Genomic DNA, 16555 nt, shown 5'->3' with positions numbered 1-16555 from the left:
CATAGTCTGATGGAGAACCGTGCCGTAGATGCCATGACCCTGGGCGGGTCGGCGCACGACCTGTCGATCTGGGGGTTGTTCCTCCAGGCCGACATGATCGTGAAGTTCGTCATGCTGATCCTGCTCGTCCTGTCGTTCTGGTGCTGGGCGGTGATCTTCGACAAGTGGGTCCGGCTGCGTCGGCTGAATGCGCGGGCCCGCGAGTTCGAGGAGAGCTTCTGGTCCGGCGGCTCGCTCGACGATCTCTACGACCGGGTCGGCACTCGGCCCGCCGACCCGATGGCGACCGTGTTCGCCTCGGCGATGCGGGAATGGCGCCGGTCGGCCGCCCGCGGGCTGATCGCCACGGAATCGATGCGCGGCAACCTCCAGGACCGGATCGAGCGGGTGATGGGCGTGGCCGCCAGCCGGGAGATGGAGCGTCTGGAGAAGTACATGTCGTTCCTGGCCTCGGTCGGCTCGACGGCCCCCTTCATCGGCCTGCTCGGCACGGTGTGGGGCATCATGAACAGTTTCCAGTCGATCGCGGCCTCGAAGAACACCTCGCTGGCCGTCGTCGCCCCCGGCATCGCCGAGGCGCTGTTCGCCACGGCGCTGGGCCTGGTCGCGGCGATCCCGGCCGTCATCGCCTACAACAAGCTGTCGACCGAGATCGGGCGCTATGGCGGGCGCCTGGACGCCTTCACCAGCGAGTTCTCGGCCATCCTGTCCCGCCAGATGGACGAGAAGGTCTGATCCGATGGCCGGTGCCGTCCTCAAGCGCGGTGGCGGGCGCGGCGGACGCCGCTACGTCGCCATGTCCGAAATCAACGTGACGCCGTTCGTCGACGTCATGCTGGTGCTGCTCATCGTCTTCATGGTCACGGCCCCGCTGCTGACCGTGGGCGTTCCCGTCGACCTGCCCAAGGCATCGGCGCCGACGATCAGCGAGCAGAAGGAGCCGATCACCGTCTCGATCACCGCCCAGGGCAAGATCTATCTCCAGGAAGGGGAGACGACGCTGGACAACCTCGTCGCCCGGCTGGTCGCCATCACCGAGAACGATCGCCAGGCGCGGGTCTTCGTGCGTGGCGACCGCAACATCGTCTATGGCCGGGTGATGGAGGTGATGGGCGCGTTGAACGCCGCCGGATTCGCCCGTGTCGCCCTGATCGCCGAACTGCCGCAGGCCGCGCCCGACGAGCCGGTGCGGCGCGGCCGCCAGCGCTAGGCCGCGCCGCAGGGCGAGCCAGGAAGACGGAAAGACGGGAATGAAGCGCGGCCTGATCGGATCGGCCATCCTCCATGCCGGCATCATCGTGCTGGTGCTGGTGGGGCTGCCGGAACTCTTCAAGCCGGAACCGCGCGAGGACACCCCCGTTGTGTTCGAGATGGTGACGGTGGCCGAGCGCGCGGCCGCGCCGACGCAGACGCTGCGTCCGCCGCCGCGCCCCCTGCCGAAGGCCGAGCCGCTGCGCGCCGAGGCGCCGACGCCCGAACCCCGAAGCCGGAGCCCCCAAGCCCGAGCCGGCCCCACCGCCCCGCCTGCGCCGCCACCCCGCCGCCGCCCAAGCCGCCGGCGCCGAAGCCCGAGCCTGCCAAGCCGGAACCGCCGCCGCCGCCCCAGCACAAGCCGGAACCGCCCAAGCCGCCTCCGCCGCCCAAGCCCGAGCCCCGAAGCCGGAACCGCCCAAGCCGGAACCGCCGAAGCCGCCCCGGCGCCGCCGGAGCCGGCTGTGCGCCCGCAGCCAAGCCGCAGCCGGTGAAGCCCGAGCCGCCCAAGCCCGAACCCGTCAAGCCGGAGCCGCCGAAGCCCGAACCGCCGAAGCCGCCCAAGCCGGAGCCGCCGAAGAAGCCCGAGCCGCCCAAGCCCGAGCCCCCGAAGCCGGAGCCGCCGAAGCCTGCGAAGGTGGAGCCGCCCAAGCCGGAACCGCCGAAGCCGGAGCCGGCCAAGACGCAGGTCGCGGCCAAGCCCGAGGCGAAGCCAGAGCCCAGGAAGGACGCCAAGGCCGACGCCAAGCCGGAGCCGAAGAAGGACACGCGTCCCGACTCCAAGGCCGAAGCCAAGGCCGAGCCCAAGAAGGACGCCAAGCCGGCGCAGGATTTCGACGTCAACGCGATCCTGAACAACCTGCGGCCGACGCCCACGCCGTCGCGGGCCGAGCCGCGGCCGACGCCCCCCGCGCCGCCGCGGCCGCAGGTGGCCGCCGCAGCACCGCAGTCGGCGCCGTCGCTGTCGCAGACCCTGACGTCGAGCGAGATGGACGGGGTGCGCCAGCAGATCGAGCGCTGCTGGAGCTTCGTCGGCGGCGGCAAGGAGGTGCAGCAGATCGTGGTCGAGATTCGCGTCCAGATGAACCCCGACGCCACCGTGCGCGAGGCCCGCATCCTGGACACCGGCCGCGGCCAGTCCGATCCGCAGTTCCGGTCGGTCGCCGAGAGCGCCCGGCGGGCGATCCTCAATCCGGAATGCAGCCCGCTGCGGCTTCCGCGCGACAAGTACGACCAATGGAAGTCGTTCACCTTCATCTTCAGTCCGAAGGATTTCGGGACATGAGGCACGTCGTCACCCTTCTTCGCCCGCTGTCCTCCCTGCTGCGCGCCGCCGCGATCGCCGTGATCGCGCTGGGCGCGGCGGTGACGCTTCCGGGCACGGCCGAGGCCGAGCTGCGCATCGACATCACGCGCGGCCGGGTGCAGCCCATGCCGATCGCCGTCCCGCGCTTCTCGGGCTCCGGCCCGGAGGCCGCGACCGGCGGCGAGATCGCGGCCGTCGTGGCCGCCGACCTGGAGCGCTCGGGCTTCTTCAAGCTCCTCGACCAGCGCTCCTTCCTGCAGGATCCGCAGGCGCTGCGCGGCACGCCGCGCTTCCAGGACTGGCGCGTCATCAACGCCCAGGCGCTGGTGACCGGCGCCATCGAGCGCATGCCCGATGGGCGGCTGAAGGTCGAATTCCGGCTGTGGGACGTCTTCGCCGAGCAGCAGATGACGGGCTTGGCCTATTTCACCCAGCCCGCCAACTGGCGCCGCATCGCCCATATCGTGGCCGACGCCATCTACAAGCGCATCACCGGCGAGGACGGCTATTTCGACACCCGTATCGTCTATGTCGCGGAGTCGGGGCCGGCCAACCAGCGCGTCAAGCGCCTGGCCATCATGGACCAGGACGGCTTCAACCATCGCTTCCTGACCGACGGCAGCAGCCTGGTGATGACGCCGCGCTTCTCGCCCACGGCGCAGGAGATCACCTACATGACCTTCGGCGACCGCCAGCCGCGGGTCTATGTGCTGAACATCGACACCGGCCGCCGCGAGGCGATCGGCGACTTCCCCGGCATGACCTTTGCCCCGCGCTTCTCGCCCGACGGCAACAAGGTCATCATGAGCATGTCGTCGGACGGCAATACCGAGATCTACACAATGGACCTGCGCAGCCGCGCCATGCAGCGGCTGACCAACCATCCGGCGATCGACACCTCGCCCAGCTATTCGCCGACGGGGCGTGAAATCGTCTTCAACTCCGACCGCGGCGGCGCCCAGCAGCTCTACGTCATGGGCGCGGACGGGTCGGGCGTGCGCCGGATCAGCTTCGGCGCCGGCCGCTACGCAACGCCGGCCTGGTCGCCGCGTGGCGATCTGATCGCCTTCACCAAGATGGAGGGCGGCAAGTTCTCGATCGGCGTCATGCGGCCGGATGGCTCGGGCGAGCGCATCATCACCGACGGCTTCCTCGTCGAAAGCCCGACCTGGGCGCCTAACGGCCGCGTGCTGATGTTCTTCCGCCAGCAGTCGACCGACCGCGGCGGCCGCGGCGGCGGAACCAAACTGTTCTCGATCGACCTGTCCGGGTTCAACGAGCGTGAGGTGCTGACGCCCCAGGACGCCTCGGATCCGGCCTGGTCGCCCTTGATTCCTTGACCTTGTCTAGATATCGTGGTGACCAGCAGGAAGACCGCGATTTCTTGTGGAATCGGCTCAATTCTCGGGCGCGATGCCCACCTGGACGGGCGCTGCGGACCAATATCATGACCAACCCCAGCTCATGCCGAAGGAGAAACAGCGCATGCGCATGAAGATTTTGAGCCTGGTTGCCGCCGTCCTGCTGGTGGCAGCCTGCGAAAGCACGCCGGAGGTGTCGACCACGGCGGACGGTTCCGCCGCGACGTCGACGACGGGCATCGATTCGACCGGCCTTGGCAGCCAGTCGGGCGTTTCGTCGCAGGGCCTGGGTGCCGGCGACGCCGTTCCCGGCTCGCAGCGCGACCTGGAAGTGAATGTCGGCGACCGGGTGTTCTTCGACACCGATCGCTCCGACCTCAATGCCGAGGCGCGGGAGACGGTCGGCCGCCAGGCCGAATGGCTCCGCCGCTATCCCAACACGCGGATCGTGGTCGAAGGCCATGCCGACGAGCGCGGCACGCGTGAGTACAACCTCGCCCTGGCTGAGCGTCGCGCGGTTGCCGTGCGCAACTACATGGTGGCCCTCGGCATCCCCGCCGGCCGCCTGTCGACGACCAGCTTTGGCAAGGAGCGTCCGGCGGTCGTCGGCTCGAACGACGCGGCCTATGCCCAGAACCGGCGAGCCGTCACCGTCGTGAACTGACGCCGGCCTGTTTCTTCGGTGGAGCCGAACGGGCCGGTCGCGCGTTAACCCGCGTCGACCGGCCCGTATCGTCCACGGATCGGGTCCGTCCCGACAGCCAGCACGTTCCACCAACAGGAGAGGAGCCGCGATCATGCCGCGTCCCCGGATCGTCGCAGCCCTGGCGGCGGCATCGCTCGTCTCGTCCGCCCTGCTCCAGGCGTCGCTGGCGCAGACTTCCCCCTATGCGCCGCAATACCAGCAGCAGCCTTCCGCCGGCCCCTCTGCCGCCTACGCGCAGCAGGAGATGCGCCTCAACCAGCTTGAGGACCAGATCCGCCAGCTGACCGGCCGCCTTGAAGAGCTGACCCACCAGATCAACCAGGTGCGCCAGGGCCAGGAGCGTGCGCAGCGTGACACCGAGTTCCGCCTGACGGAGCTGGAGCGCGGCGGCCGCAGCGCCGAGCCGGCCCAGGGCGAGGCCCCGCGGGCTGCAGCCGAACCGCCCCGCGCCCCGCCGGAGCCGCCGCGCGCCGCCCGCCGCCCATTCGCGACGGCCGCACGACCGAGCCACCGCCGCCCGGCCAGGCCCGCGTGATCGCGCCGCCCGGCCCTGGCACGACGACCGTCCGCCCCTCGGCAGCGCCGCCGCCGCCAACCCCGAGACCGCCGCAGGAACAGACGGCCGCCGCCCCGCGCGCGCCGCAGCCCGAAGCGACCCTGCCGGCCGGCGCGCCGCAGCAGCAGTACGACCAGGCCTTCGCGTTGCTGGCACGGGCCGACTATGACGGCGCCGAGCGGGCGCTCAAGGGCTTCCTGCGCCAGCATCCGAACGACAACCTGGCTGGCAATGCGCAGTACTGGCTGGGCGAGACCTACTATGTCCGCCAGGACTACCAGAACGCCGCGATTGCCTTCGGCGAGGGCTTTCAGCGCTATCCCAAGAACGCGAAGTCGCCGGACAATCTGCTGAAGCTCGGCATGTCGCTGGCCCAGCTCAACCGCAAGCCGGAGGCCTGCGCGGCGCTGGGGCGGCTTGATCAGGCGGCCGATGCGCCCGCGAACGTGAAGGACCGTGGCAAGCGCGAGCGTCAGCGCCTCGGCTGCTGATACCGATCGCGGTGGCGTGGCCGGGCCGCTCTGCCCGGCCATCTTCGCCGCCGCCATGGCCCGCCTCGGGCCGTTCGAGCCGGCACCCCGCCTGGCGGTGGCGGTATCCGGCGGGCCGGACAGCATGGCACTTGCCCTGCTGGCCGACGATTGGGCCCGGGCGCGGGACGGCGCCGTCCTCGCCTTGACGGTCGACCATGCGCTGCGTCCCGAGGCCGCGACCGAGGCCGCCATGGTGGGACGCTGGCTCGGCGCCATCGGGATCGAGCACCGGACGCTCCGCCATCAAGGGGCCAGGCCCGCCTCCCGCATCCAGGAGACGGCGCGGCACATCCGCTACGAATTGCTCGTCGCCGCCTGCAGCGCCGAAGGCATCCTCCACCTGCTGCTGGCTCATCATCGCGACGACCAGGCCGAGACGGTGGCCCTGCGGCTGGCCGCGGGCAGCGGCGACGGCGGGCTGGCCGGCATGGCAGGGCAGCGCGAGACGGCCGGGCCGCGGCTGCTGCGCCCGCTCCTCGACGTGCCGCGAGACCAACTGGCGGCGACCGTCCGCGCCCGTGGACAGCCATCGATCACCGACCCCAGCAACGCCGACCGCCGCTACCAGCGCGTCCGTCTGCGCCAGGACGGGGTGGATGCCGACGAACTGTTGGCGCGTGCCGGCAAGGCCGCCGCGGCACGGGGCGAGGCCGAGCATGCCCTGGCGGCGGCGGCGGCCGAACTGGTCTGGGTGGCGCCCGAAGGGTATGCGCTGCTCGACGGGGCCGGGATGGCTCGGTTGCCATCCAATGTCGGGCTAGCCCTGCTGGCGAATCTGCTGCGCATGATCGGCAGTGCCGGTCCCTATGGTCCTCGCGGTGAGGCGGTGGCGCGGCTGGCGGATGCCAGTCGGGGATGGTCGCGCGGCATGCCCGGGGCAACCCTGGCCGGCTGCCGCATCCTGCCCTGGCGCGGCCGCATCCTGGTCTGCCGCGAGCCGGCGGCAATCGGCCCCGATGTCCAGGCGACCAGCGGGGGAATTGTGCGCTGGGACAGCCGTTTCACCATTGCGGTTCCGCCCGGCGTCCCAATCTCTTGCCGGGTGTCCCCATTGGGCATCGCGCGACCGGATTCAGGCGCGATCTCGGGGGTTCCGGGCCCGGCCCGGCCGACCTTGCCCGCACTCTGGTCAGGCGATCGGCTGCTGGCCGTGCCGACCGCAGGCTGGTCACGGACGGGACATGGGCCGGGCGATGCGGTATTTAGACCGCGTCGCGCGCTTGCAGGGGGACCGTTCGCAGTTGTTTAATGGGAACGTCGCATTATTTGTGAGAAGGGTCGGTTCAGCACTAACCGGCTTCTGGATGGCTCGGGGTCTTCAGCGGCGACGTCGCGGACGCTCCGGATGCGGAGGGGAAGGGCCCCGAACGTGAACAATTTCGGCAAGAATCTCGCTCTCTGGGTCATTATCGGGCTGTTGCTCGTGGCGCTGTTCAACCTCTTCCAGGGGTCGACCACGCGCAGTCCGCAGGCGAGCCTCGCCTATTCCGACTTCCTCAACGAAGTGACGAACGGCCGCGTCGCCGACGTGACGATCCAGACCGCGGGTGGCGGCGGCAGCACGCTGTCGGGCCATTTCAGCGATGGACGCGCCTTCACGACCTATGCGCCGCGTGACGCCAACCTCGTGACCAAGCTGACGCAGCACAATGTGCGCGTGGCCGCGTCGCCGGAGGATTCGGGCTCGCCGTCGCTGCTCTATGTCCTGATCCAGTGGTTCCCCATGCTGCTGCTGATCGGCGTGTGGATATTCTTCATGCGCCAGATGCAGTCGGGCGGCGGCCGGGCCATGGGCTTCGGCAAGTCCCGCGCGCGCCTGCTGACCGAGAAGGTCGGCCGGGTGACGTTCGACGACGTGGCCGGCATCGACGAGGCCAAGCAGGAACTGGAAGAGATCGTCGAGTATCTGCGCGACCCGCAGAAGTTCCAGCGCCTGGGCGGCCGCATCCCCAAGGGTGTGCTGCTGGTCGGCCCGCCCGGTACTGGCAAGACGCTGCTGGCCCGCGCCATCGCGGGTGAGGCGAACGTGCCGTTCTTCACCATCTCGGGCTCCGACTTCGTCGAGATGTTCGTGGGCGTCGGCGCCAGCCGCGTGCGCGACATGTTCGAGCAGGGCAAGAAGAACGCGCCCTGCATCATCTTCATCGATGAGATCGACGCCGTCGGCCGCCATCGCGGTGCCGGTCTGGGCGGTGGCAACGACGAGCGCGAGCAGACCTTGAACCAGCTCCTGGTCGAGATGGACGGGTTCGAGGCGAACGAGGGCGTCATCCTGATCGCGGCCACCAACCGGCCGGACGTGCTCGATCCCGCCCTGCTGCGACCGGGCCGCTTCGACCGCCAGGTCGTGGTGCCGAACCCCGACGTCAGCGGTCGCGAGAAGATCCTGCGCGTCCATATGCGCAAGGTGCCGCTGGCGCCGGACGTCGACGCCCGGGTGATCGCCCGTGGCACGCCCGGCTTCTCGGGTGCCGATCTTGCAAACCTCGTCAACGAGGCGGCACTGCTGGCGGCCCGCAAGGGCAAGCGCGTCGTCACCATGACCGAGTTCGAGCAGGCCAAGGACAAGGTCCTGATGGGCTCCGAGCGTCGGTCCATGGTGATGAGCGAGAAGGAGAAGGAGACGACGGCCTATCACGAGGCGGGCCATGCCCTGGTCTCGCTGCGCGTGCCCGGCCACGACCCGCTGCACAAGGTGACGATCATTCCCCGCGGCCGGGCGTTGGGCGTGACCATGAGCCTGCCCGAGAAGGACCGCTACGGCTATTCCCGGATGGAGCTGGCGGCGCGCATCTGCATGATGTTCGGCGGCCGCGTCGCCGAGGAGCTGATCTACGGGCCGGAGAACGTCACGACCGGCGCTTCGGACGACATCCGCCAGGCGACCAACCTCGCCCGTCGCATGGTCACGGAGTTCGGTTTCAGCGACAAGCTGGGGCCGCTGCGCTATTCCGAGAACGAGGACGAGGTGTTCCTCGGCCACTCGGTGACGCAGCGCAAGAACGTCTCGGACGCCACTGCCCGGATCATTGACGAGGAAATCCGGCGCTTCGTGGAGATCGGCGAGACCGAGGCCAAACGCATCCTGACCGAGAACATCGACGAGTTGCACACCATCGCCAAGGGCCTGCTGGAATACGAGACGCTGAGCGCCGACGAGATCCGCCAGCTCATAGCCGGCCAGCCGATCGTCCGGCCGACCACGCCGGAAGACCAGCCCAAGCCGCCGCCGCGCCGCCCCGGCTCCGTGCCCAACACCGGCCGGATGGAGCCCCCCGGCATGACGCCGGAACCGCAGCCCGGCGCCTGACCCGCGCGACCGTGAACGATACCGAGCCGTCCTTCCGGGCCATGCCCGGAAGGACGGACCCGGTTCTCAGATCATGAATGTCCTCGATGAACTCCTGCCGCCTGGAAACGGGCGGCAGGTTTTCTATTGTCAGCCGATCGGGCGGGTTGCCGGTCCCGCGGCGGCCGAACTGATCGCCGATGGCCAGGCATTGCCGCTGGCGGGCGGGCCCGGGGCTTTCATGGCGATCAAGCTGGCTGTCCGGCGGTTGGACGGCACCATAGCCGCCCGATCCTTGCGGCTGGATGCGGTTGCCGGCTGGGCTGCCGCACGGCCGGATGCCGGGCCGCGCATCATCGCCGCCCTGGAGCGGATATCCGCGCCCCGCCGCGCCTGGGCCGGGCTTGCCCTGCCCGCGGTCATGGGCGTCGTCAACGTCACCCCCGACAGCTTTTCCGATGGCGGCGATCGCTACGATCCGGCCGCCGCGGTCGATGCCGCGCTGGCCATGGCGGCCGCCGGTGCCGCCATCGTTGATGTCGGTGGCGAATCGACACGGCCGGGGGCCGCCCCGGTGGACGAGACCGAGGAATTGCGACGTGTCCTGCCGGTGGTTGGGCGGCTGGCGGCAGCGGGCGTGCGGGTCTCGATCGACACCCGCCATGCCCGCGTCATGCGCGAGGCGCTGGCGGCGGGTGCCATCCTCGTCAACGACGTGACCGCCCTCGCGGGCGACCCCGAGGCACCGTCCGCGCTGGGGGCGGCCGGCGCCCCGGCGGTGCTGATGCACATACAGGGCGAGCCGAGGACGATGCAGGCCGATCCGCGCTACCGCTCCGCCTTGCATGACGTCTACGACCATCTGGCCGGCCGCCTGGCCGCGCTGGAGGAACTTGGCATGCCGGCCGACCGGTTTGCCGTCGATCCCGGCATCGGCTTCGGCAAGACGGTCGCCCACAACCTGGCGATCCTGCGCGGGTTGTCGCTCTACCTGCAGCTCGGCGTGCCGCTGCTGGTCGGCCTGTCGCGCAAGGGGTTCATCGGGCGCCTGGCCGGGGGCGGTGCCGCCCGCGACCGCCTGGGCGGATCGCTCGCCGGTGCCCTGTGGGCGCTGGAGCGCGGCGCCTCGATCCTGCGCGTCCATGACGTGGCCGAGACGGTACAGGCCATTGCCCTGTGGCGTGCGATGGCGGGCGATGGGCCGGCCGGGGAGACGCCCGTTTGATCCCCGAGCCTGCCATCGCCGAAGAGGCGGAGCCCGAGCGCACCTCGGCCCTGCTGGCGCGGCTCGCCCGCGACATGCCGGAAGAGCGGATCACCATGCGCGCCCTGGTGGCGGCATTGGGCGACCGCGGCTTTGCCATCATCCTGCTGGTGCTGGCGGTGCCCAATTCCCTGCCGATCCCGAGCCCGCCCGGCTTCTCGACGGTGTTTGGCGTGCCGCTGGCCTTCTTCTCGATCCAGATGATGCTGGGCCGGCCGCGCCCCTGGCTGCCGGAACGGATGCTCCGCCGCAGCATCGCGCGCGCGGACTTCCGCCGCATCGTGACCCGCATCCTGCCGTGGCTCGAGCGGCTGGAGCGCTATTGCCGGCCGCGCGGCCGGCTGCTGACGGGGGCTGCCGCGGAGCGTGTCCTGGGCGCGGTCTACCTGGCGCTGGCCTTCGTCCTGGCCCTGCCGATCCCTGGCGGCAATTTCCCGCCGGGTCTGGCGATGACGGTGATGTCGCTGGGCCTGCTGGAAAAGGATGGCCGCATGGTCGCAATCGGCCTCACCATCGCCGCCGTGGCGATGGTGGTGGTCGGCTTCATCGCCGTCCTGTCGTTCCACCTGATCGTGGAACTGGCCAGCCGATATTTCTAGGTCGCCGACACTTCCGGGTCATCGACGGCTGTAGCGGCCGCCGCCCCCGGCGGCCGCATTCGAAGCCATCAGGCCCTCAGGAAACCTTCTGGGCCGCACCCGGTTGGGTCGATTCGGCGGTGGCGTTCGCCGGTGCCGGATTGATCGGCCGCGATGCCACCGGCTCCGGGTGGGTGATCTCGTCCGGCTTGTCCTCGTCCTTCATACCCTGCTTGAAGTTCTTGATGCCCTTGGCGACATCGCCCATCACCCGCGGCAGCTTGCCCGCGCCGAAGATGATCAGGATGACGGCCAGAACGATCAGCCAGTGCCAGATGCTGAAGCTACCCATTGCACTCTCCCCGGGGCGGTATCGGGCGCCAGCCCCCATCCGGCGCGCGTTCGCCCATCATATAGCGACCATGGCGGGGTCCTGCCACCCAGGCGGCATTGCGACCCTCGCCGCTCTTTCCTTGGCCCTGTTATATACGGATGGGGGCCGCCCGGCGAGTCCGCGGGCGGCCGGGGTCGGATAAGGGCCGATGCGGCAGGGAGGAACGACAGGGATGGCGCGCAGGCTCTTCGGCACCGATGGCATCCGCGGCGCGGCGAACGTGCCGCCGATGACGGCCGACGTCGCCCTCAAGGTGGCGATGGCGGCCGCCGCCCAGTTCCGCCGCGGGGAGCATCGCCACCTCGTGGTGATCGGCAAGGACACGCGGCTGTCGGGCTACATGCTGGAGCCGGCGATGACGGCCGGCTTCGTGTCCATGGGCATGGACGTGGTCCTGGTCGGGCCGATGCCGACGCCGGCCGTGGCCATGCTGACGCGCAGCCTCCGGGCCGACCTGGGCGTCGTCATCTCGGCCTCGCACAACGCGTTCGAGGACAACGGCATCAAGCTGTTCGGGCCGGACGGATACAAGCTGTCGGATGCGGTGGAGGCCGCGATCGAGGCCCAGGTGCTGGGCGACTGTCCGCTGGGGGCGGCACCCGCCGGCCCGCGCTCGCTGGGGCGCGCACGCCGGCTGGACGATGCCGGCGGGCGCTACATCGAGGCGGTGAAGGCGGGCTTCCCCAAGGGCCGGCGGCTGGACGGGCTGAAGGTCGTGGTCGACTGCGCCAACGGCGCCGCCTACCGCGTCGCGCCGACCGTGCTCTACGAACTGGGGGCAGAGGTCGTGCCCATCGCCGTCCAGCCCGACGGCTTCAACATCAACGCCGGCTGCGGCGCCACCCAGCCGGCCGCCATGTGCACGGCAGTGGCCGCCCATGGCGCCCAGCTCGGCATCGCGCTCGATGGCGACGCCGACCGGGTGATCCTGGCCGACGAGACGGGCGCCATCATCGACGGCGACCAGCTCCTGGCCCTGATCGGTTCGGAATGGGCCCAGTCCGGGCGCCTGGCGGGTGGGTCGGTGGTGGCCACCGTCATGTCGAACCTGGGCCTGGAGCGGTTCCTGGGCGGGCAGGGGTGGGCCTTGTGCGCACCGCCGTCGGCGACCGCTACGTCGTCGAGGAGATGCATCGCCGCGGCTGCAATGTCGGCGGCGAGCCCTCCGGCCATATCGTCCTGGGCGACCTCGCCACGACCGGCGACGGACTGGTGGCCGCCCTCCAACTGATGGCCTATCTGGTGGAGAAGAACGTGCCCGCCAGCCATGTGTCGCGCCTGTTCGAGCCGGTGCCGCAGCGCCTGACCAGCATCCGCACCAGCGGCCGCGACCTGCTGGCCGATGCTGGCGTCCTGGCGGCGATCCGCGCCGGCGAGCAGGTGCTGGATCGCGGGGGCCGCATGCTGGTCCGCAAGTCCGGCACCGAGCCCGTCATCCGCGTCATGGCTGAGGGCGACGATGCCGCCTTGGTGGACCAAGCCGTCGATTCGGTCATCTCGGCGATCCGCGCGGCGGACGCATCGTGATGCGCGGCCGTGTCCTGATCGTCGCGGGCTCCGACTCGGGCGGCGGTGCCGGCATCCAGGCCGACATCAAGGCGGTGACGGCGCTGGGCGGCTTCGCCATGACGGCGATCACCGCGCTGACCGCGCAGAACACCTTGGGCGTCCATGGCGTCGTGGCGATCGATCCGGCCTTCGTCGCCCGGCAGATGGCGGTCGTGCTGGCGGATCTCGGCGCCGACTGCATCAAGACCGGGATGCTGCACGATGCCGCCGTCATCGCCGCGGTGGTCGACACGTTGGCCGAACATGCGCCGGCGGTGCCGCTGGTCTGCGACCCGGTCATGGTGGCCAAGGGCGGCCACGCGCTGCTGCTGGACAGTGCGGTGGCGGCCCTGCGCGACCGGCTGCTGCCGCGGGCTACCGTGCTGACGCCGAACCTGCCGGAGGCGGAGGTGCTGCTGGGCCGGCCGATCGCCGGGCCGGCGGCCATGGAACAGGCGGCCGTGGACCTGCGGGCGCTGGGGCCGGCAGCCGTCCTGCTGAAGGGCGGGCATGGCGAGGGCGACGAGGTGGTCGACGTCCTGGCCGATGGCGAAGGGCTGCATGTCTTCCGCTCCGCCCGCCTCGACACCCGCCACACCCACGGTACCGGCTGCACGCTGGCGTCGGCGATCGCGGCCGGAATCGCCCAGGGATTGGCCTTGCGCCCTGCCGTCGCGGCCGCGCGAGACTATGTATGGGAGGCGATCCGGCGGGCGCCCGGCTTCGGCGCCGGGCATGGCCCGCTCGATCATGGCCACACGATGCGCCGGCGGGGTGGCTGAAACGGCCGCCGGCGATGGCGGCAAGAGCGATTCGATCAGGAGGAGGACGACGATGAAAGCATTCCTCGGGGCGGTGGCGGCAATCGGCCTGGTGGCCGCGGGCGGCACGGCGCAGGCGGCCTATGTCGAGGTCCAGAACCTGATGACAGCCAATCCCTTCGGTACCCAGCTCATGGTCGAGGACGTGCGCTTCGCCGATGGCGCGGTCGATGCGCCGTCGCGGCCGGTCGGGCGTGGCCTGAACCTGGGCGACGGCAGCGTCACCGGCTTCGTGCTGGTGGCCCAGACGCCATCGGGTGGCATGGCCTTCGCCGTGCAATGCAACCCGGGGCCGACCTATGCCCGGATCGAGATCGAGAATCCCTGGACGGTGTCGGCCAGCGGCGGCTGCGAGGTGGTCCGCCGCGGCAGCCTCGTCGCCGGCAACATGATCCAGTGGGAGTGAGCGGGCGCCCCGCTACACGACAGAGGCCGCCAAGCCGGGCTGCTCGCCCAGGAGGCTGGTCAGGATCGACAGGCCGCGTGCCAGCTCTTCGCGCCCGGCCGCCGCGCCATAGCAGATCCGGACCGCGTCCGGCGCCGACTGGCGGGTGACGGCAAAGGCCGTGGGCGGCGTCACCGCGACGCCGCGCCGACGCGCCTCGCTCACGAACTCGTCCGCCCGCCAGGCGTCTGGCAGCCGCAGCCAGGCGTGGTAGCTGACGGCGGCGCCTGGCGCCCGCGCGTCGGGCATGGCGGCCTCGACCATCGCCTGGCGCGCCGCGGCTTCGGCCCGGCGCTCGCGCACCATGCGCTGGGCGGTGCCATCGGCAATCCACTCGGTGGCGATCGTGGCGGCAAGCGGGCTTGCCATCCATGAGGTGGCGCGGATCGCCTGGGTCACCCGCTCCAGCCGGCCCGGCCGGGCGGTGACGTAGCCGATCCGCTGGCCGGCGGCGATGCTCTTCGACAGGCTGGTCAGGAACAGCCCCTCGGCGATCCCCATGGCCGTGATCGGCGGCGGCGCGTCGGGCACCAGGAAGCCGTAGCAATCATCCTCGATGATCGCCATCTCGTGGCGCACCGCCACGGCGGCGATGGCGCGGCGCCGAGCCTCGGGCATCACGGCCGCGGTCGGGTTGTGGAGGGTCGGCATGCAATAGAGTGCCTTGGCGCCGGTCGCCCTGGCGGCGGCGGCCAGTTGGTCGGGCACCACGCCCTGCTCGTCGATGGCGACGCCGACCAGCTTCAGGCCCAGCAGCGCGGCGGCCGCCTTGACCCCCGGATAGGTCAGGTTCTCGACCAGCACCGTGTCGCCCGATGCGGCGACGGCCGCCAGGCAGACCAGGATCGCGTGCTGCCCACCGGCGGTGACCGCCACCTCGTCGGGCCGCACCGTCAGGCCGCTGCGGGCGATCCAGGCAGCACCGGCGGCCCGGTCCGGGGCCCGGCCGCCATGGGGGTGATAGGGCAGCAGGGCCGCCAGGTCGCCGCGGTCGGCCAGGCGGCGCAGGGCCGACGCCAGCTCCGCCTCGTGGCCCGGGATCACGGGGAAGTTCAGGCTGAGGTCGATCAGCGCCGGTTGCGCCGCGATGTCGGCGGCGGAATAGGAAATGGCCACGTCCGCCGGTGCTGCGCCCCGGACGTAGGTGCCGCGCCCGACCTCGCCCGCGATCAGCCCGCGGCGCTCGGCCTCGGCATAGGCGCGGGTGACCGTGCCCACCGTCAGGCCCAGACGCCAGGCCAGCTCGCGGTGCGTGGGCAGCCGCGTGCCCGGCCGCACCGCGCCGCAGCGGATGTCGTCGGCCAGCGCATCGGCAATCGCGCGGTACTTCGGGCCGGGCCGGTCGGCCACATGGGGAAGCCAAATTGTCATGGGGACAATTCATAAATTGACGCCGTATGCTGCGTCAATGTTTCCTTGAATGTGCCGATTGTACTGATCGGACTGTCATGGAAACGGAGCAATGACCACCAACACACCCAGCCTGTCCCGGCCCGTCGCCCTCGGCGCCCCGTCGCCGCGGCCCGCCCTCCTGTTGCGCTTCCTGTTCGCCCTGCTGCGGTGGCAGGATCAGGCGCGCCAGCGCCAGCATCTGGCGGCGCTGGACCCGCGCATGCTGCGCGACATGGGAATGACGCCGGACGAGGTATCGCGACAGCTGGGCAAGGTGTACTGGCGCCACTAGGCCGGCGGCGGCATGGGCCTGGGCTTGGGTTTCGCGGCATGGAGAAGGTCAGGGTTATGATGGTGACGACGAAACCCAAGCTCAGTGTGAACATCAACAAGTTCGCGACGCTGCGGAACTCCCGTGGGCACGACAATCCGAACGTCCTCCAGGCGGCCCTGGATGCGATTGGCTTCGGCGCCCACGGCATCACCGTGCATCCGCGACCGGACGAGCGGCACATCCGGCGGACGGACGTCTACGACATCGCCCGCGCGCTGAAAGACCATCCCGAGATCGAGTTCAACATCGAGGGCTACCCGTCCGAGGACTTCCTCGCCATGGTCTGCGAGGTGGCACCGCATCAGTGCACGCTGGTGCCGGACCCGCCGGAGGCGCTGACCAGCAATGCCGGCTGGCAGGTCGCCCCCAACCGCACGCTGCTGGGCGAGACCACCGCCCGGCTGCGCGCCGCCAAGGTGCGGGTCGCCGTCTTCATCGACCCGAACGCGACCGCTCCGGATGAGTTGCGGATCCTGAAGGAACTCGGGGTCGACCGCATCGAACTCTATACCGAGTCCTATGCCCATGCCTTCGGAACGCCGCGGCAGCAGGCTGCCCTGGAACCCTATCTGGCGGTGGCGGGCTGGGCCGGGGAACACGGGCTCGGGCTCAATGCCGGGCACGACCTGAACCTCGACAACCTTACCTTCCTGCTGCGGGCGATTCCGGCGATCGCCGAGGTCTCGATCGGCCATGCGCTGGTGTGCGACGCGTTGCGTGTCGGCTATCAGGAATCCGTGCGGCAGTATCTGGCACGGCTCTGAGCGTTATCGGGAA

18 protein-coding genes and 1 pseudogene are annotated in these 16555 nt (G+C 70.6%); 17 read left to right on the top strand and 2 right to left on the bottom strand.

Going from position 1 to position 16555, the window contains the following annotated elements:
- The first annotated feature begins 9 nt into the window (after positions 1-9).
- The 12 genes from tolQ (at position 10) to STVA_RS24565 (ending at position 10865) form a co-directional block, all read left to right on the top strand.
- A complete protein-coding gene (gene tolQ, locus STVA_RS24620) occupies positions 10-735 on the top strand; it encodes a protein TolQ (protein ID WP_123691063.1) in 726 nt (241 codons plus the stop codon).
- A 4-nt stretch (positions 736-739) separates the two neighbouring features.
- On the top strand, positions 740-1210 hold the full coding sequence (gene tolR, locus STVA_RS24615) for a protein TolR (protein WP_123691065.1): 471 nt from the start codon (positions 740-742) through the stop codon (positions 1208-1210).
- A gap of 40 nt (positions 1211-1250) precedes the next feature.
- Positions 1251-1745, top strand: coding sequence for a hypothetical protein (locus STVA_RS24610; RefSeq protein ID WP_142235880.1), 495 nt, complete (start codon positions 1251-1253; stop codon positions 1743-1745).
- Between the two features lie 143 nt (positions 1746-1888).
- Positions 1889-2536, top strand: coding sequence for a hypothetical protein (locus tag STVA_RS28430; RefSeq protein ID WP_142235879.1), 648 nt, complete (start codon positions 1889-1891; stop codon positions 2534-2536).
- Complete coding sequence (gene tolB / locus STVA_RS24600; RefSeq protein WP_123691069.1) at positions 2533-3897, top strand: Tol-Pal system beta propeller repeat protein TolB; 1365 nt, start codon at positions 2533-2535, stop codon at positions 3895-3897. The genes STVA_RS28430 and tolB overlap by 4 nt, the downstream gene beginning before the upstream one ends.
- Positions 3898-4042: 145 nt before the next feature.
- A complete protein-coding gene (gene pal / locus STVA_RS24595; RefSeq protein ID WP_123691404.1) occupies positions 4043-4582 on the top strand; it encodes a peptidoglycan-associated lipoprotein Pal in 540 nt (179 codons plus the stop codon).
- Positions 4583-4715: 133 nt separating this feature from the next.
- Positions 4716-5159, top strand: a complete 444-nt coding sequence (locus tag STVA_RS24590; protein WP_142235878.1) for a hypothetical protein — start codon at positions 4716-4718, stop codon at positions 5157-5159.
- On the top strand, positions 5156-5671 hold the full coding sequence (gene ybgF / locus STVA_RS24585; RefSeq protein WP_142235877.1) for a tol-pal system protein YbgF: 516 nt from the start codon (positions 5156-5158) through the stop codon (positions 5669-5671). The genes STVA_RS24590 and ybgF overlap by 4 nt, the downstream gene beginning before the upstream one ends.
- Positions 5637-6962 (top strand): tRNA lysidine(34) synthetase TilS, encoded by a 1326-nt coding sequence (gene tilS, locus STVA_RS24580; protein WP_142235876.1) that lies wholly within the window; start codon positions 5637-5639, stop codon positions 6960-6962. Before ybgF ends, tilS begins: the two co-directional genes overlap by 35 nt.
- A gap of 120 nt (positions 6963-7082) precedes the next feature.
- The gene (ftsH, locus tag STVA_RS24575) at positions 7083-9023 is read left to right on the top strand and encodes an ATP-dependent zinc metalloprotease FtsH (RefSeq protein ID WP_246782844.1); all 1941 of its coding nucleotides are present in this window, start codon (positions 7083-7085) and stop codon (positions 9021-9023) included.
- Between the two features lie 73 nt (positions 9024-9096).
- Entirely contained in the window at positions 9097-10227 is a 1131-nt protein-coding gene (gene folP, locus STVA_RS24570; protein WP_123691077.1) for a dihydropteroate synthase, read from the top strand.
- Positions 10224-10865, top strand: a complete 642-nt coding sequence (locus tag STVA_RS24565; RefSeq protein WP_123691079.1) for an exopolysaccharide biosynthesis protein — start codon at positions 10224-10226, stop codon at positions 10863-10865. The genes folP and STVA_RS24565 overlap by 4 nt, the downstream gene beginning before the upstream one ends.
- Positions 10866-10941: 76 nt before the next feature.
- Here the strand turns inward: STVA_RS24565 and STVA_RS24560 are convergent, their stop codons facing one another.
- Positions 10942-11196 carry a twin-arginine translocase TatA/TatE family subunit gene (locus STVA_RS24560; RefSeq protein WP_123691081.1) on the bottom strand — a complete coding sequence of 85 codons (255 nt, stop codon included), beginning with the start codon at positions 11194-11196 and terminating at the stop codon, positions 10942-10944.
- Positions 11197-11410: 214 nt separating this feature from the next.
- Here STVA_RS24560 and glmM point away from each other — a divergent pair.
- The 3 genes and pseudogenes from glmM (at position 11411) to STVA_RS24545 (ending at position 14013) form a co-directional block, all read left to right on the top strand.
- Positions 11411-12765: pseudogene (glmM, locus tag STVA_RS24555) on the top strand (phosphoglucosamine mutase).
- Positions 12765-13568, top strand: a complete 804-nt coding sequence (thiD, locus tag STVA_RS24550) for a bifunctional hydroxymethylpyrimidine kinase/phosphomethylpyrimidine kinase (RefSeq protein WP_123691085.1) — start codon at positions 12765-12767, stop codon at positions 13566-13568. Before glmM ends, thiD begins: the two are co-directional and overlap by 1 nt.
- Positions 13569-13620: 52 nt before the next feature.
- Positions 13621-14013 (top strand): hypothetical protein, encoded by a 393-nt coding sequence (locus STVA_RS24545; protein WP_123691087.1) that lies wholly within the window; start codon positions 13621-13623, stop codon positions 14011-14013.
- Between the two features lie 12 nt (positions 14014-14025).
- Here the strand turns inward: STVA_RS24545 and ehuR are convergent, their stop codons facing one another.
- A complete protein-coding gene (ehuR, locus tag STVA_RS24540; RefSeq protein ID WP_123691089.1) occupies positions 14026-15423 on the bottom strand; it encodes a MocR-like ectoine utilization transcription factor EhuR in 1398 nt (465 codons plus the stop codon).
- Positions 15424-15514: 91 nt separating this feature from the next.
- On the opposite strand from ehuR, the gene STVA_RS24535 reads away from it, so the two are divergent.
- Both STVA_RS24535 and STVA_RS24530 read left to right on the top strand, forming a co-directional pair.
- Positions 15515-15736 carry a DUF1127 domain-containing protein gene (locus STVA_RS24535; RefSeq protein WP_123691091.1) on the top strand — a complete coding sequence of 74 codons (222 nt, stop codon included), beginning with the start codon at positions 15515-15517 and terminating at the stop codon, positions 15734-15736.
- A gap of 56 nt (positions 15737-15792) precedes the next feature.
- Positions 15793-16542, top strand: a complete 750-nt coding sequence (locus tag STVA_RS24530) for a pyridoxine 5'-phosphate synthase (RefSeq protein WP_246782843.1) — start codon at positions 15793-15795, stop codon at positions 16540-16542.
- Positions 16543-16555 lie beyond the last annotated feature (13 nt).

Source organism: Stella humosa (genome assembly GCF_006738645.1).
In the GTDB taxonomy this organism is placed as follows: domain Bacteria; phylum Pseudomonadota; class Alphaproteobacteria; order ATCC43930; family Allostellaceae; genus Allostella; species Allostella humosa.
The sequence above is the reverse complement of the archived record's forward strand: the minus strand, read 5'-3'. Positions and strand labels throughout refer to the sequence as shown.

Bases quoted from the DNA above. Each gene is read 5' to 3' on its own strand.
- tolQ (WP_123691063.1), top strand. From the start codon at position 10: ATGGAGAACCGTGCCGTAGATGCCATGACCCTGGGCGGGTCGGCGCAC.
- tolR (WP_123691065.1), top strand. From the start codon at position 740: ATGGCCGGTGCCGTCCTCAAGCGCGGTGGCGGGCGCGGCGGACGCCGC.
- STVA_RS24610 (WP_142235880.1), top strand. From the start codon at position 1,251: ATGAAGCGCGGCCTGATCGGATCGGCCATCCTCCATGCCGGCATCATC.
- tolB (WP_123691069.1), top strand. From the start codon at position 2,533: ATGAGGCACGTCGTCACCCTTCTTCGCCCGCTGTCCTCCCTGCTGCGC.
- pal (WP_123691404.1), top strand. From the start codon at position 4,043: ATGCGCATGAAGATTTTGAGCCTGGTTGCCGCCGTCCTGCTGGTGGCA.
- STVA_RS24590 (WP_142235878.1), top strand. From the start codon at position 4,716: ATGCCGCGTCCCCGGATCGTCGCAGCCCTGGCGGCGGCATCGCTCGTC.
- folP (WP_123691077.1), top strand. From the start codon at position 9,097: ATGAATGTCCTCGATGAACTCCTGCCGCCTGGAAACGGGCGGCAGGTT.
- STVA_RS24560 (WP_123691081.1), bottom strand. From the start codon at position 11,196: ATGGGTAGCTTCAGCATCTGGCACTGGCTGATCGTTCTGGCCGTCATC.
- thiD (WP_123691085.1), top strand. From the start codon at position 12,765: ATGCGCGGCCGTGTCCTGATCGTCGCGGGCTCCGACTCGGGCGGCGGT.
- STVA_RS24545 (WP_123691087.1), top strand. From the start codon at position 13,621: ATGAAAGCATTCCTCGGGGCGGTGGCGGCAATCGGCCTGGTGGCCGCG.
- ehuR (WP_123691089.1), bottom strand. From the start codon at position 15,423: ATGACAATTTGGCTTCCCCATGTGGCCGACCGGCCCGGCCCGAAGTAC.
- STVA_RS24535 (WP_123691091.1), top strand. From the start codon at position 15,515: ATGACCACCAACACACCCAGCCTGTCCCGGCCCGTCGCCCTCGGCGCC.
- STVA_RS24530 (WP_246782843.1), top strand. From the start codon at position 15,793: ATGATGGTGACGACGAAACCCAAGCTCAGTGTGAACATCAACAAGTTC.